Source organism: bacterium, from assembly GCA_019637795.1.
In the GTDB taxonomy this organism is placed as follows: Bacteria; Desulfobacterota; Binatia; order HRBIN30; family CADEER01; genus JAHBUY01.
The window spans coordinates 50,439-64,944 of record JAHBUY010000003.1; the positions used below are offsets into that span (position 1 = coordinate 50,439).

Sequence of the window (14,506 nt, forward strand, 5' to 3'; positions counted from 1 at the left end):
CGCGGCCCGTCGATCGCTCGATGACAGACGCAGTCGCAGCGCCCGCCGCCGAGCGCCCGGTCGGAGTCGGGCGCGCCCACCGCTACCTCCCCGAGCTCGAGGCGCTGCGCGGCTGGGCCATGCTGTTGGTCTACGCCTTCCATCTCAACGGCACCGTCGTCCGCCGCTCGGCGGGCACCGCCGACGAACCGACGCCGCTGACCGCGTTCGTGCTCGCCGGCCACACCGGCGTCAGCCTGTTCTTCGTCCTCAGCGCCTTCCTGTTGGCGCTGCCGTTTCTCGCCGAGGCGGACGGCGGACGGCACGTGTCGCGGCCCGCCTACGCGAGCCGCCGGGCGCTGCGCATCCTGCCGCTCTACTGGTTCGCGATCGCCGTCGCCACCATCCTCACCGCCGAGCGACTGGTCGATCTGGCGCGCGCCCTGCCCTACATGTTCTTCCTCAACTCGGTCACCGACTGGTCGACGCCGATGCTGCCCTACAGCGGCGCCTGGTGGAGCCTGGGGACGGAGGCGCAATTCTACCTCGTCCTGCCGCTGCTGCCGCTGCTCCTGGCGACGCGCGCCGGGCGGATCGCCGGCGTCGTGCTGCTGCTCGCCTGGCTCGCCGCGTACGGCGCATTCCTCACCCGCGCCCTGCGCATGGACACCCTCCCCGGACAGGTGCGCCTCGCCTACTCGCTGCTCGGACGCGCGCCGCTGTTCCTGTGCGGCATCGCCGCCGCCGCGCTCTATCGCCGACACGGCGCCGCCTGGCGGCAGCGGCTCGCGGCCCGACCGCTGCTGCGCCGCGGCGGCGCCGACGCCATCCTGCTCGCCGTGCTGCTCGCGCTCGGCCTGCTGCTGCAATGGGTGATCGTCGGCACGCCGACGCGGGCCGAGGCGCCGCCGCGGCACGTCTGGCACGTCCTGGAAGGCGCGCTGTGGGCGTCCGTCGTGCTCCTCGTCCTCGTCGCGCCGCTGCGCAGCGCGCGCCTGATCACCAACCGCGCCACCATCTGGCTGGGCGTGCTCTCGTACTCGGTCTACATCTGGCACCTGCCGATCCAGCAGTTCGCCTTCCGCTGGACCCGCCAGCTCGGCATCCCCCTGCCGCTCGCCTGGAACGCCCGCACGATCGCCGTCGCGGCGGTCGCGACCGCCGCCTGCCTCGCCGTCTCGACCCTCACCTACCGCTGGATCGAGCGCCCGTTCCTGACCCGCAAGGAACGGGTGGCCGACTGACCGCGGCCGCGTCCCCGCGAGCGCGGCGAGCGCCAGGTCCTCGCCTCACTGGCCGGCCATCGTGAACAGCGGCCGCCCCTCGCCCAGTTCGTCGAGCGGCACCGCCTCGACCCGCTCCGCCAGCGCGAAACGCTTGCCGCCGGGGTAGACCACCGCTACCCGTGCCAGACCGAGATCGTCGAGCGCGATGCGAATGGACGGCGTCAGCCGCGGCGCATCCGTGCGTTTGCACTCGATGCCCAGCAAGGTGTCGCCGCGACGCAAGAGCAGGTCGATCTCGGCCCCCTGGTGCGTCGCCCAGAAGAACGCCTCGTCGTGCGCTTCGATCGCCAGCACCTGCTCGATCACGAATCCCTCCCAGGATGGCCCGATGGCGGGATGGCTCAGCAAGGCCTTGTCGCTGGCGATGCCCAGGAGTTGGTGCAGCAAGCCGCTGTCGCGCACGTACACCTTCGGCGCCTTCACCTGGCGCTTGCGCAGGTTGGCGTGCCAGGGCTGGAGCTGTCGAACCATGAAAGCGTCGACGAGTAGGTCGAGGTAGCGGCGCGCGGTCGATTCGCTCACCCCCAACGCCCGCGCTGGCACGGCGGCGTTCCATAGCCGCCCATGATAGTGCGCCAGCATCGTCCAGAAGCGGTGCAGCGCGACCGCCGGCACCCGAACGCCCCACTGCGGCAGGTCGCGCTCCAGCAACGTCTGGATGAGCTGCTTGCGCCAGGCCAGGCTGTCCGCCTCGCTCGCCGCCAGGTACGACCGCGGCAGCCCGCCGCGGCGCCACAAAACCTGCGCCCCCTCGGCCCCCACCTCGGCCAGCGAGAAGCCGCCCATGGCGATGCGTTCGACCCGCCCGGCCAGGCTTTCCGAGCTCTGGCGCAACAGATCGCCCGAGGCACTGCCCAGGATCAGGAAGCGCGCCGGCGCCGCGCGCCGGTCCGCCAACACCCGCAACGCGGGAAACAGCTCCGGCCGCCGCTGCACCTCGTCAATCACCACCAGACCCTTGAGCGGCCGCAGCGCCGTCATCGGCTCGTCCAACCGCGCCAGGCTGGCGGGATCCTCCAGATCGAAGTAATTGGCGGACTCCTCGCTCAACAGCTCGCGCGCCAGCGTCGTCTTCCCGCACTGCCTCGGCCCGACCAACAAGACGATCCGGCTGCGCTGCAGCGCGGCGGTCAGAGCCGTGAGGAGAATGCGGCGAGTGACCATGGACCCAGAACATACCACGAAAATCGATCATCATGAGGCGGATTTTCATGGGTGAGCCATCCGGGGATCGCAAAGGGCCGCTGGCGACCGCCGCTTGACGCGCAATCCGGATCTCTCCGGTCCGTCGCGGCCACGCAGGCCCGTCCCTCGCCGCCCCGGGGTCGTGAGCGGCGCGGCACCCGCCACCGTGCGCGCGGCCGATCATTCGCTGGTGCCAACAGTGCCCGCCGTGTGACAATGCCCGGCGGGGGATCGATGGGCGCCGCACCGCCGCATGCCGAAGACACCGCTGGCGACGTCGACGTGGTCGTCGTCGGCGCCGGCTTCGCCGGCCTGTACATGCTGCACCGGCTGCGCCGCCTCGGATTCACCGCGGTCGGGATCGAGCAGGGCGACGACGTCGGCGGCACCTGGTACTGGAACCGCTATCCGGGCGCCCGCTGCGACATCGAGAGCGTCGACTACTCGTACAGCTTCGACCCCGAGCTGGAGCGCGAGTGGCAGTGGTCGGAGCGCTACGCTACCCAGCCGGAGATCCTGCGCTATCTCGAGCACGTCGCCGACAAGCACGACCTGCGGCGCGACATCCGCTTCGCCACCGGGGTCACCGCCGCGGCCTGGGATGCGGCGGCGCGTCGCTGGGACGTCCGCACCCATCGTGGCGACGCGCTGCGCGGCCGCGTCCTCGTCATGGCCACCGGTTGCCTGTCGCTGCCGAAGATCCCGGACGTGCCCGGCGTGGAGCGCTTTCGCGGCGCGACCTACTACACCGGCCGCTGGCCGCGCGCCGGCGTCGACTTCACCGGCCAGCGGGTCGCGGTCATCGGCACCGGCTCGTCCGGCATCCAATCGATCCCGATCATCGCCCAGCAGGCGGCGGAGCTGACGGTCTTCCAGCGCACGCCCAACTTCTCCCGCCCGGCGCACAACGGCCCGGTGGCGGCGGCGAAGCGGGCGGCGTTCGCCGCCGATCCGCGCGCCTACCGCCAGGCGGCGCGGCAGTCGCCGGCCGGCGTGCCGGTCGAGCGCACCCTGGCGCGCGCCCTGCAGGTGTCGGCGGCGGAGCGGCGGGCGGCCTACGAAGCGGCCTACGCCTCGGGCGACCTGCTCGCCTTCGGCAACGCGTTCGTCGACATCGGCATCAGCCCGGACGCCAACGCCACGGTGGCCGAGTTCCTTCGCGACAAGATCCGCGCCCGGGTGCGCGATCCCGAGACCGCGGCGGCGCTCGCTCCGATCGACCACTACTACGGCACCAAGCGGCCGTGCCTCGACACCGACTACTTCGAGACCTTCGACCTGCCGCACGTCCGTCTGGTCGACCTGCGCCGCGAGCCGATCCGCACCATCGCCGAGCACGGCATCGAGACGGCGGCGCGCGCCGTCACCGTCGACGCCATCGTCTTCGCCACCGGCTTCGACGCCATGACCGGCGCCATCCTGGCGGTGGACATCCGCGGCCGCGACGGCGCGGCGCTCGCCGCCAAATGGGCCGGCGGGCCGCGCACCTACCTCGGGCTGATGACCGCCGGCTTCCCCAACCTGTTCACGATCACCGGACCGGGCAGCCCCTCGGTGCTGTCGAACATGGCGGTGTCGATCGAGCAGCACGTCGAGTGGATCGGCGACTGCCTGGCGCACATGCGGGCGCAGCGCCTGGAGGTCGTCGAGCCGACGCCGCTGGCGGAGGCGGGATGGGTGCAGCACGTCAACGACTGCGCCGACATCACCCTCTATCCGCGCGCCGACTCCTGGTACATGGGCGCCAACGTCCCGGGGAAGCCGCGCGTCTTCCTCCCCTACATCGGCGGCGTCGACCGCTACCGGCGCGCCTGCGACGAGGTGGTGCGGCGCGACTACCTCGGCTTCGCCTTCGACGGTCCGGGCGGCGCCCGCTGCCGCGACGGCGTCGTGCGCCGGCTGCAACCCGACGCGGCGGCGGTGATCGAGCTGATCGAGGAGCTGAAGCTGCCGCCCCTCGACACCCTGCCGGTGCCCGCGGCGCGCGCCGCCTACCTGGCCGGCATCGCCGGCCAGCCGCCGGGGCCGGCGGTCGGCGCGGTGGTGGACGGCACCTTCCCCGGCGCCGCCGGCCCGCTCGCCTATCGGCTCTATCGACCGGCCAGCCCGGGGCCGCATCCGATCGTCGTCTACTTCCACGGCGGCGGCTGGGTGCTCGGCGACAGCACGTCCGACGACGCCTTCTGCCGCGACCTGTGCGTGCGGGCCGACGCCGCCGTCGTCTCGGCCGACTACCGGCACGCGCCCGAGGCGCGCTTCCCGGCGCCGATCGAGGACGGCTGCGCCGCCGTGCGCTGGATCGCCGAGCAGGCGGCGGCGCTCGGCGGCCTGCCGGGACGGCTGGCGGTGTGCGGCTGGAGCGCCGGCGGCAACGTCGCCGCCGTCGTCTGCCAATTGGCGCGCGCCGCCGGCGGCCCGGCGATCGCCGGCCAGGTGCTGGTCGCCCCGGTCACCGACGCCGACCTCACCCGCGCCTCGTACCGCGAGAATGGCGCCGGCTACCTGCTCACCACGGCGCTGATGCGCTGGTTCTGGGACTGCTATGCCGATCCCGCGGACCGCGGCGATCCGCGCGCCGCGCCGCTGCGCGCGGCGGATCTGACCGGGCTGCCGCCGGCGCTGGTGGTGACCGCCGAATTCGACCCGCTGCGCGACGAGGGCGCCGCCTATGCCGCCGCGCTCGCCGCGGCCGGCGTGCCGACGCGCCACCTCGCCTGCCGCGGCCAGATCCACGGCTCCATCCCGGCGGTGGACGTCATCATCTCGGCCAACGCCGCGCGCGCGGAAATCGGCGCCGCGCTGCGCGCCTTCCTCGGGCGTCCCGCGGGCTGAGAGACCACCGCGGTTGGGGCGTGCGACCGCGCGGAGCGCGGCCTTCGACCAGCGCGTCGACCGCCACGCCGGATCGCGGTCGGCGTCGCCGCGACGGCCGACGCGCGACGTAGTGGGGCGGAAAATCTCCGAAATCCGCGCGCCTTCTTTGCCCTTGATCTTGACTTTCCGACCCCCATTCAACGAAACTGCGCGCCGCTGGGCTGGTTGAGGGGTACATGACCAAGTACGCGACGCGCTTGCTCCTGGCCGCCGCCATGGCGGCGCTCGTACCGGCCCATGCCGGGGCGCTCGAACGCGCCATCTACCTGCTGAGTCAGACGGCGCGCGGCTATGCCGCCGAGGGGCGCAGCGAGGGGACGGCGGTCGACGGCAACGGGCTGCTGAGCGTCTACAACTCCAACGCCATCAACCTGACCTCGCCACCGCAGACGACCTCGCGCAATCAGGTCTACCTGCGCGACCTCGACGAAACCGCCTCGTCGCTGGTCAGCAAGGCGCCGGACGGCAAGGCCGGCAACCGCCCCAGCCAGTCGGGGGGCTTCGCGCCGGGCATCAGCGCCGACGGGCGGTTCGTCGCCTTCTCGTCGCAGGCCACCAACCTGGTGCCCGACGACACCAACGGCCTCGAGGACGTCTTCGTGGCCAACGTCGCCACCGGCGAGGTCGAGCTCATCAGTCGCGGCATCGACGGCCCGGCCAACGGGGTCAGCGGCTTCCCGCGCCTGAGCGCCGACGGCCGCTACGTCGTCTTCCAGTCGGCGGCCAGGAACCTGGTGGCCGACGACACCAACAACGTCACCGACATCTTCCTCTACGATCGCGCCGAAGGGATCATGCGCCGGGTCAGCGTCGGCAGCGACGGCGCCCAGGCCAACGGCGCCAGCATCACGCCGGCGATCAGCGACGACGGCCGCTACGTCGCCTTCGCCTCGCGCGCCACGAATCTGGTGAACCCGTCGCCGAGCGACGCCTTCGAGCAGATCTACGTCGCCGACTGGGAGACGCAGTCGGTGCAACTGGGGTCGGTGAACGACCAGGGCCAGGCCGCCAATGCGCGAAGCTTCCTGCCCGACCTGACCGCCGACGGCGGCGAGGTGGCGTTCAAGTCGGAAGCGTTCAACCTGGTTCCCAACGACACCAACGGCGTGCCCGACGTCTTCGTCCGCAACCTCACCACCAACACCACGCAGCGGGTGAGCGTCGACGACTTCGGCAACCAGTCGAACGGCCTCAGCGGCGGTCCCGGCATCAGCGCCGATGGCCGCTTCGTCGCCTTCGCCTCGTTCGCCTCGAACTTCGTGCCCGACGACGGCAACGGCTTCAGCGACGTCTACGTGTACGACCGCTTCCCGCCGGGACGGAACCAGGGCCGGATCGCCCGCGTGACCATCGCGTACAACAACTTCGGCGAGCCCGACCAGGGCGTCGCCGACTTTCCGGTCAGCATCAGCGCCGACGGCCGCTGGATCGGCTTCGCCTCCGCCGCCTCGAACCTGGTGCCGAACGATCTCAACAACGATCTCGACGCCTTCCTCGCCTGCAACCCGTTCGACGCCTTCCAGTGCGCGGCGCCGACGCCGACCCCGACGCCGACGGAGCCGCCGGCGGAGCTGCCGTGCGTCGGCGACTGCAGCGGCGACGATCAGGTCACCATCGACGACCTCATCCGCATGGTGAACATCGCCCTCGGCCTGCGCGGCGTCTGCGGCGACGACCAGGGCATGGGCGCCTGCCTGGCCGGCGACGCCAACTGCGACTGCCAGATCACCGTCGAGGAGATCATCCAGGCGGTGAACAACAGCCTCATGGGCTGCGCGACCTTCGACGTCTGCCCGCTCGCCGAGCACGAGATGATCTGCTGCGCCGGCGGCCCGGCGACGCCGACGGCGACCCGCACCGCGACCATGACGCCGGACGGCGGCGCGCCGACCGCCACCGCGACGCCGACGCCGCCGGCCACGCCGACCGCGACGACGAGCGGCCCGAGCGGCCCCTGCGTCGGCGATTGCAACGGCAACGGCACGGTGACCGTCGACGACCTGATCCGCATGGTCAACATCGCCCTCGACCTGCAGCCGTTGTGCCCCGGCGAGGGCGGCGGCGGCTGCCTGGCGGGCGACGCCAACTGCGACTGCCGCATCACCGTCGACGACATCATCCGCGCCGTGAACAACAGCCTGGGCGACACGTGCACCGACTTCGGCGCCTGCCAACTGTCGGAGCACGCGGCCCAGTGCTGCGGCTAGGCCGGGTTAGAGGAGGCTCCCATGAAGCGTCTCGCAGGCGTCGTCGGCACCGTCGCGGCGGTGCTGTTCTGTTCCGCCGCCGCCCGCGCGGCGATCATCTCCTGTGGCAGCGTCACTGCCGTGCGCGGCAGCTCCGCTCCGGTGACGATCTCCCTCCAGCTCGAGGGAGACGAGGTCGTCGCCGGCACCCAGAACGACCTCCAGTTCGACAGCGACGCGTTCGACATCGCGCCGCGGGACTGCGTCATCAATCCCGCCATCGGACCCGACACCGAGGCCGACAAGACCCTGAGCACCAGCCTGCCGCCGGGCGAGATCCCGAGCGTGCGCAACCTGGTGGTGGCGCTCGACAACACCAACGCCATTCCCTCCGGAGCGCTCTACACCTGCAGTTTCCACGTCCGCGGCAGCGCCGAGCTCGGCGAGCACGTCCTCACCAACGTCAACGTCCGCGCCAGCAACCCGCAGGGCATGGTCGTCCCGACCACCGCCGGCGACTGCACGATCACCGTGCAGGACGTGTCGCCGACCCCGACTCCGCGCTGCACCAACGACGACGACTGCCCGAGCGGCGAGGTGTGCGTGAACAACACCTGCGTCACCGCCACGCCGACCAGGACCCCGATCGGCTACTGCACCGGCGACCGCGACTGCCCCAACGGCCAGGTGTGCGTGAACAACATGTGCGTCACCCCGACGCCGACCCGCACCCCGATCGGCTACTGCACCGGCGACCAGGACTGCCCCAACGGCCAGGTGTGCGTGAACAACATGTGCGTCGCCGTCACGCCCACCGCGACGAGGAAGAGCGGCGGGGGCGGGGGGTGCAGTTGCGAGATCGATCCCGGCGCCCGCGGCCGCAGCGGCGACGTGCTGGCGGTGCTCCTGCCGGCGCTGATCCTGGCGCTGCGCTGGCGGCGGCGCCGCGCCTGAGAGCGCTCGCGCCGCGGCGTGGCGGGCCGGCGGGCCCGCCACGGGGTCAGGTGTTGCGGTAGACGATCAACCCGTGGGTGGGGTCGTACGGCGACACGGCGACGGTCACCCGATCGCCGGGAATGACCTTGATGTGGTAGCGCCGCATGCGGCCGCTGATCTTGGCCGTGAACTGCTGCCCCTTGTCGGACTCGATCTTGAAGAGGCCGCCGGTCATCACCTCTTTGACGGTGCCTTCGATCTGAATCAGGTCGTCTCGCGCCACACGGTGCTCCTCTGGCTGGGAAAGGTATCCCTCACCGCCTAGCACACCCGCACCCGCCGCGCCTAGCCAAGAACCACCAAGAACCGCGGATGCAGGACTGACCCCTGCCGAGGGCGCGGAGAGGATCCGTGCTCATCGGCGGCCAGCGGCGTTCATCCGTGGCGCAGCAGCCTCGCCGCCTCGCGGGCGTAGTACGTCAGGATCAGATCGGCGCCGGCGCGGCGGATGGCGGTCAGGGTCTCCAGCATCACCCGCTCCTCGTCAAGCCAGCCATTCCGCGCCGCCGCCTTGATCATCGCGTACTCGCCGCTCACCTGGTAGGCGGCGACCGGGTAGCCGAAGTGCTCCTTCACCCGCCAGACGAGATCGAGGTAGGGCAGCGCCGGCTTCACCATGACGATGTCGGCGCCCTCGTTGATGTCCATCTCGACCTCGCGCAGCGCCTCCTGGGCGTTGGGCGGATCCATCTGGTAGCCGCGCCGGTCGCCGAACTGCGGCGTCGACTCCGCCGCCTCGCGGAACGGGCCGTAGAACCCGGAGGCGAACTTGGCGGCGTAGGACATGATCGCCACCTGGTCGAAGCCCTCCTCGTCGAGCGCCTCGCGGATCGCGTTCACCCGCCCGTCCATCATGTCCGACGGCGCCACCAGGTCGGCGCCGGCACGGGCGTGCGTCAGCGCCTCCTTGGCGAGCAGATCGAGGGTGGCGTCGTTGTCGACCTCGCCCTCGGCGATGACGCCGCAGTGGCCGTGATCGGTGTACTCGCACAGGCAGACGTCGGTGATCACCACCAGGTCCGCGACCGCCTGCTTGATCGCGCGCACCGCCTGCGGCACCACGCCGTCGTCGCGGTAGGCGTGCGAGCCGGTGGCGTCCTTCTTCTCGGGAATGCCGAACAGGATCACCGCCGGGATGCCGAGATCGCGCGCCTCGCGACAGGTCTCGGTCAGCCGGTCCACCGACTGCTGCGCCACCCCGGGCATCGAACCCACCGGATGCTCGACGCCGCGCCCCGGCACCGCGAAGAGCGGCAGGATGAGGTTGTCGACGCTGAGCCGCGTCTCCCGCACCATCCGCCGCAGCGTCTCCGTGCGCCGCAGCCGGCGCGGGCGATAGATGGGGAATTCCATGTCGTTGCGCTAACCACAGATGAACACGGATGGCCACAGATCAACACGGGTCCGCCCCCCTCCCCGCCGGCTGGGGTGGGAGGCGGACCCGTGTTCATCTGTGGCCATCTGCGTTCATCTGAGGCTTCCGGAGGTACGTCTCGATCGCCGCGGTGAACGCCGCGATCGTGTACGTGCTCGGTTGCACGACGACCTCGAGCCCAGCCTCGCGGGCGGTGTCGGCGGTGATCGGCCCGATGCAGGCCGCGCGGACGCCGGCGAGCAGTGAGGGGGCGTCGGCACCGAGCAGGGCGACGAAATTGCGCACCGTGCTCGAGCTGGTGAAGGTGACGAGGTCGACGGCGCGGCGCGCCAGGCGGTCGCGCAGCTCGCCGAGATCGATCCGCGCCGGCACCGTCTCGTAGGCGGGCACTTCGTCGACGTGCGCGCCGGCGGCGCGCAGGGTCACCGGCAGGATCTCGCGCGCCACCGCGGCGCGCGGCAGCAGGACGCGCGCGCCGGCGACGCCGGCGGCGCACATCGCCGCCGCCACCGCCTCGGCGCGAAATTCCTCCGGCACGACGTCGACCTGCAGGCCGCGCTCGGCGATCGCCGCCGCGGTCTCGGAGCCGACGGCGGCGATGCGCGCCCGGTGCAGCGAGCGGACGTCGCGCCGCCGCGCGCGCAGCCGGTCGAAGAACATGGCGACGCCGTTGACGCTGGTCAGCACCAGCCAGTCGTAGGCGTCGAGGCGCTCGATGGCGTCGTCGAGCGGCGCCCAGGACGCCGGGGGCACGATCTCGATCGTCGGACACGGCAGCACGTCGGCGCCGAGATCGGTCAGGGCGTCGATGAACCCGGCCGCCTGGGCGCGCGGTCGGGTGACGACCAGCGAACGGCCGAACAGCGGTTTGCGCTCGTACCAGGCGATCGTCTCGCGCAGGCGCACCACCTGGCCGACCACCGCGATCGCCGGCGGCTGGAGCTGCCGCGCCGCGACCGCGGCCGCGATGGTGGCGACCGTGCCGACCACCGTCGCCTGCTCGCCCACCGTCCCCCAGCGGATCACCGCCGCCGGCGTGTCCGGCGCCAGGCCGTGCGCCACCAGCTTCGCCATGTTGGCGGCGAGCTGCCGCGTCGTCATCAGGAACACCAGCGTGTTGCCGCGCTGCGCCACCGCGTCCCAGTGCACCGCCATCTCCGGCTTGTCGGGATACTCGTAGCCGGTGAGCACGGTGAAGGACGAGGCGAGCTCGCGGTGGGTGAGCGGAATGCCGGCGTACGCCGGCACCGCGATCGCCGAGCTGACGCCGGGCACGATCTCGAAGCGGATGCCCGCCGCCGCCAGCGCCTCCGCCTCCTCGCCGCCGCGGCCGAACACGAAGGGATCGCCGCCCTTCAGGCGCACCACCGTCCGCCCGGCGCGCGCGTGCTCGAGCAGCAGCGCGGTGATCACCGGCTGCTCGGTGCGCTGGCCGCCGCCGTGCTTGCCGACCAGGATGCGGGCGGCCTGCGGCGGCGCGTGCTCGAGCAGGCGCGGGTTCGCCAGATAGTCGTAGATGACGACGTCGGCGCGGCCGAGGGCGCGCGCGCCGGCCAGCGTGATCAGCTCGGGCGCGCCCGGCCCGGCGCCGACCAGATACACCGTGCCGGGCGTCATCCGCTCCAGCCCAGCTCGCGCAGCACCGCGGCGCCGCCCTCGGCGAGCAGCGCCCGCGCCAGCTCGGCGCCGAGTCGGGCGCCGTCGGCGACGGCGCCGCTGCGCTCGCCGCGCACCACCGGCCGACCCGACGGATGCGCGATCGCGGCGCGCAGGGTGAGGCGCGCGCCGTCGATCTCGGCGTGGCCGGCGAGCGGCGTCGTGCAGGTGCCGCCGATGGTGGTGAGGAAGGCGCGCTCGGCGTCGATCGCCTGCCGGGTCGGCGCGTGCTCGACGGCGCGCAACTGCGCCACCACCGCGCCGTCGCCGCTCTCCAGGGCCAGCGCGCCCTGCCCGATCGCCGGCAGGAACTGGCGCGGGTCGCACGGCAGGGCGTGCGGCGGCGCGACGCCGAGGCGGCGCAGGCCGGCGGCGGCGAGGACGATGCCGTCGACCTCGCCGCGCTCGAGCTTGGCGAGCCGCGTGTCGACGTTGCCGCGCAGGTCCACCACCGCGAGCCCCGGATACAGCGACCGCAGCAGCGCCGCCCGGCGCGGGCTGGAGGTGCCGACCCGCGCCCCCGGCGCCAGCGCCGCGAAGCCGCCGCCGGCGCGGGTGATCATGATGTCGCGCGCGTCCTCGCGCTCGGGCACGGCGGCGATGCACAGTCCCGGCGCCAGCTCGCCGGGCACGTCCTTCAGCGAGTGCACCGCGGCCTCGATGCGGCCCTCGAGCAGCGCCGTCTCCAGCTCCTTGACGAACAGCCCCTTGCCGCCGACCTGGTGCAGCGGCACGTCGACGATGCGATCGCCCGAGGTGCGGATCACCACCAGCTCGGCGCGCAGGCCGGGGTTGGCCGCCTCGATGCGGCGGCGGATCCACTCCGCCTGGGCGAGCGCCAGCTTGCTGCCGCGGGTGCCGATGCGCAGGACGGCGGTCATGAATCCTCGGGGTCCTCCAGGTCGAACAGGCGGCGCGCCGCGTCGAGGTAGAAGGTCTCGGCGCGGTGGTCCTGCTGCTTCAGGCGCGCGATCGGGGCGTGCAGGATCTTGTTGACGATGGCGGTGGTCATGACGTCGAGCAGCTCGCGCTCGCGCGGCCCGAGATCCTTGAGCTGGTTGAGCGTCTTCTGCAGCTCGGCGCGGCGGATGGCGTCGATCTTGTCGCGCAGGGCGACGATGGTCGGCACCACCTCGAGGTGGCCGAGCCAGCGGTAGAACGCCTCGACCTCCTCGACGACGATCGCCTCCGCCTTCTCCGCCTCGCGCGCCCGCTCGCCGAGGTTGTCGGCGGCGACCTGGGAGAGGTCGTCGATGTCGTAGAGGTAGACGTTGCCGAGGTCGTTGATGCGCGGGTCGAAGCTGCGCGGCACGCTCAGGTCGATGCAGAACATCGGCCGTCCCTTGCGCTCGCGCAGCGCCTCCTGCACCTGCGACTCGACCAGCACCGGCTCGCCCGCGGCGGCGCAGCCGATGACGATGTCGGCCATCGGCAGGTACTTGGGGAACTGCTCGAACGGCACCGGCGTGGCGTGGAACTCGCGCGCCACGTCGACGGCGCGCTCGAAGGTGCGGTTGGTGGCGATCAGGGTGCCCACCCCGCTCGCCATCAGGTGGCGCGCCGTCAGCGCGCCCATCTTGCCGGTGCCGATCAGCATCGCCGTCTTGCCGGCGAGGTGGTCGAAGATGTCGGTCGCCAGCTCGACCGCCGCCGAGCTCACCGAGACCGCCCGCCCGGCGATGCCGGTCTCGCTGCGCACCCGCTTGGCCACCGAGAAGGCTTTGTGGAACCAGCGGTGCAGCACCGTGCCGGTGGTGCCGGCGCCGGCGGCGCGGGCGTAGAACTGCTTCAACTGGCCGAGGATCTGCGGTTCGCCGACGACCATCGAGTCGAGGCTGGAGGCGACGCGGAAGAGATGCCGGACCGCCTCGCGGCCCCAGTACTGGTAGAGGTGCGGCGCCAGGTCGGCGCCCGGAATGGTGCGCGCGTGGCGCAGGAAGTCGGCGATGCCGGCGGCGGCGGCCGCCGGCTCGTGGCGGGTGCTCGACACCACCTCGACCCGGTTGCAGGTGCAGACGACGGCGGCCTCGTCGATGCCGTCGAGCGCGCGCAGGCGGCGGTTGACGTCGTCGATCTGGTCGTCGGCGAACGCCACCGACTCGCGCACGTCGAGCGACGCGGTGCGGTGGCTGAGGCCGACGATCAGCACGTCGGGCTGGCTCACCCGAACGACCTCCCGTGCGGCAGGCCGAGGTTGAGGCTGATCAGCGACACCACCAGCAGCGCGAAGCCGACCAGGGTGAGCGTCGCCGCCCGCCGCCCGCGCCAGCCGATCGAGCGCGCCTGCAGCAGCACCGCGTAGAGCAGCCAGGCGAGCACCGACAGCACCTGCACCGGCTCCCACGACCAGAAGGTGCCCCAGGCCGCTTTCGCCAGCAGCGAGCCGGTGACGATGCCGATGGTGAAGAGGGCGAAGCCCCAGGCGACGCAGCGGTAGTTGAGGTTGTCGAGCGTCTCCAGCGAGGGCAGGCGGAAGCGGCCGCGCCGCTTCGCCTTCAACTGCCGCTCCTGCAGCAGGTAGACGAGGCTGACGCAGGAGGCGAGGGCGAAGATGGCGTAGCCGAGGAACGCCGGCGCGACGTGCGCCGGCAGCCAGGCGGTGTCGAGCTCGGCCGGCAGGCGGTCGGCGCCCGAGAACACGATGTAGGACGAGAGCGTCAGCAGGAACGCGAGCGGCGTCACCAGGGCGCCGAGCACCGCCAGCGGCGCCCGCCACTGCAGGCCGAGGTAGAGGCCGACGATCAGCCAGGCGAGCAGCGAGAGCTGGTCGTGGAAGGTGCCGAGCGCGCCGAGGCCGACGCTGTGCAGGCGCAGCACGACGGCGACGGTGTCGAGCGCGAAGGCGGCGGTGAGCGCCACCAGCGCGATGCGATGGGCGAGGACGCGGCCGCTGGTGATGTGGGCGACGAACGCCGCCGCGGAGGTCAGGTAGAGGCCCAGGCTGAGGGCGAAGAGGAGCAGCTCCATGA

At 72.4% G+C, this 14,506-nt stretch carries 11 protein-coding genes; 4 read left to right on the forward strand and 7 right to left on the reverse strand.

The annotated features are described in order from the left end of the window. Window positions 1–20 precede the first annotated feature (20 nt). Window positions 21–1,223, forward strand: coding sequence for an acyltransferase (locus KF840_10190; GenBank protein ID MBX3025268.1), 1,203 nt, complete (start codon window positions 21–23; stop codon window positions 1,221–1,223). A 45-nt stretch (window positions 1,224–1,268) separates the two neighbouring features. Here the strand turns inward: KF840_10190 and KF840_10195 are convergent, their stop codons facing one another. After that, window positions 1,269–2,429, reverse strand: a complete 1,161-nt coding sequence (locus KF840_10195; GenBank protein ID MBX3025269.1) for an ATP-binding protein — start codon at window positions 2,427–2,429, stop codon at window positions 1,269–1,271. 255 nt (window positions 2,430–2,684) lie between these two features. Here KF840_10195 and KF840_10200 point away from each other — a divergent pair, with 255 nt between their 5' ends. The 3 genes from KF840_10200 to KF840_10210 all read left to right on the forward strand — a co-directional run bounded on the left by KF840_10200 (window position 2,685) and on the right by KF840_10210 (window position 8,464). Further along, window positions 2,685–5,282, forward strand: a complete 2,598-nt coding sequence (locus KF840_10200) for an alpha/beta hydrolase fold domain-containing protein (GenBank protein ID MBX3025270.1) — start codon at window positions 2,685–2,687, stop codon at window positions 5,280–5,282. Between the two features lie 218 nt (window positions 5,283–5,500). After that, the gene (locus tag KF840_10205; protein ID MBX3025271.1) at window positions 5,501–7,531 is read left to right on the forward strand and encodes a PD40 domain-containing protein; all 2,031 of its coding nucleotides are present in this window, start codon (window positions 5,501–5,503) and stop codon (window positions 7,529–7,531) included. Window positions 7,532–7,552: 21 nt separating this feature from the next. Further along, window positions 7,553–8,464 (forward strand): hypothetical protein, encoded by a 912-nt coding sequence (locus KF840_10210; protein ID MBX3025272.1) that lies wholly within the window; start codon window positions 7,553–7,555, stop codon window positions 8,462–8,464. Between the two features lie 46 nt (window positions 8,465–8,510). Here the strand turns inward: KF840_10210 and infA are convergent, their stop codons facing one another. The 6 genes from infA to ccsA all read right to left on the reverse strand — a co-directional run bounded on the left by infA (window position 8,511) and on the right by ccsA (window position 14,504). After that, window positions 8,511–8,729, reverse strand: coding sequence for a translation initiation factor IF-1 (infA, locus tag KF840_10215; GenBank protein ID MBX3025273.1), 219 nt, complete (start codon window positions 8,727–8,729; stop codon window positions 8,511–8,513). Between the two features lie 152 nt (window positions 8,730–8,881). After that, on the reverse strand, window positions 8,882–9,859 hold the full coding sequence (gene hemB, locus KF840_10220) for a porphobilinogen synthase (protein MBX3025274.1): 978 nt from the start codon (window positions 9,857–9,859) through the stop codon (window positions 8,882–8,884). Between the two features lie 94 nt (window positions 9,860–9,953). Further along, window positions 9,954–11,498, reverse strand: a complete 1,545-nt coding sequence (gene cobA, locus KF840_10225) for a uroporphyrinogen-III C-methyltransferase (protein ID MBX3025275.1) — start codon at window positions 11,496–11,498, stop codon at window positions 9,954–9,956. Then, window positions 11,495–12,418 carry a hydroxymethylbilane synthase gene (gene hemC, locus KF840_10230; protein ID MBX3025276.1) on the reverse strand — a complete coding sequence of 308 codons (924 nt, stop codon included), beginning with the start codon at window positions 12,416–12,418 and terminating at the stop codon, window positions 11,495–11,497. Before hemC ends, cobA begins: the two co-directional genes overlap by 4 nt. Then, window positions 12,415–13,701 (reverse strand): glutamyl-tRNA reductase, encoded by a 1,287-nt coding sequence (gene hemA / locus KF840_10235; protein ID MBX3025277.1) that lies wholly within the window; start codon window positions 13,699–13,701, stop codon window positions 12,415–12,417. Before hemA ends, hemC begins: the two co-directional genes overlap by 4 nt. Then, complete coding sequence (gene ccsA / locus KF840_10240) at window positions 13,698–14,504, reverse strand: cytochrome c biogenesis protein CcsA (GenBank protein ID MBX3025278.1); 807 nt, start codon at window positions 14,502–14,504, stop codon at window positions 13,698–13,700. The genes hemA and ccsA overlap by 4 nt, the downstream gene beginning before the upstream one ends. Window positions 14,505–14,506: the final 2 nt, after the last annotated feature.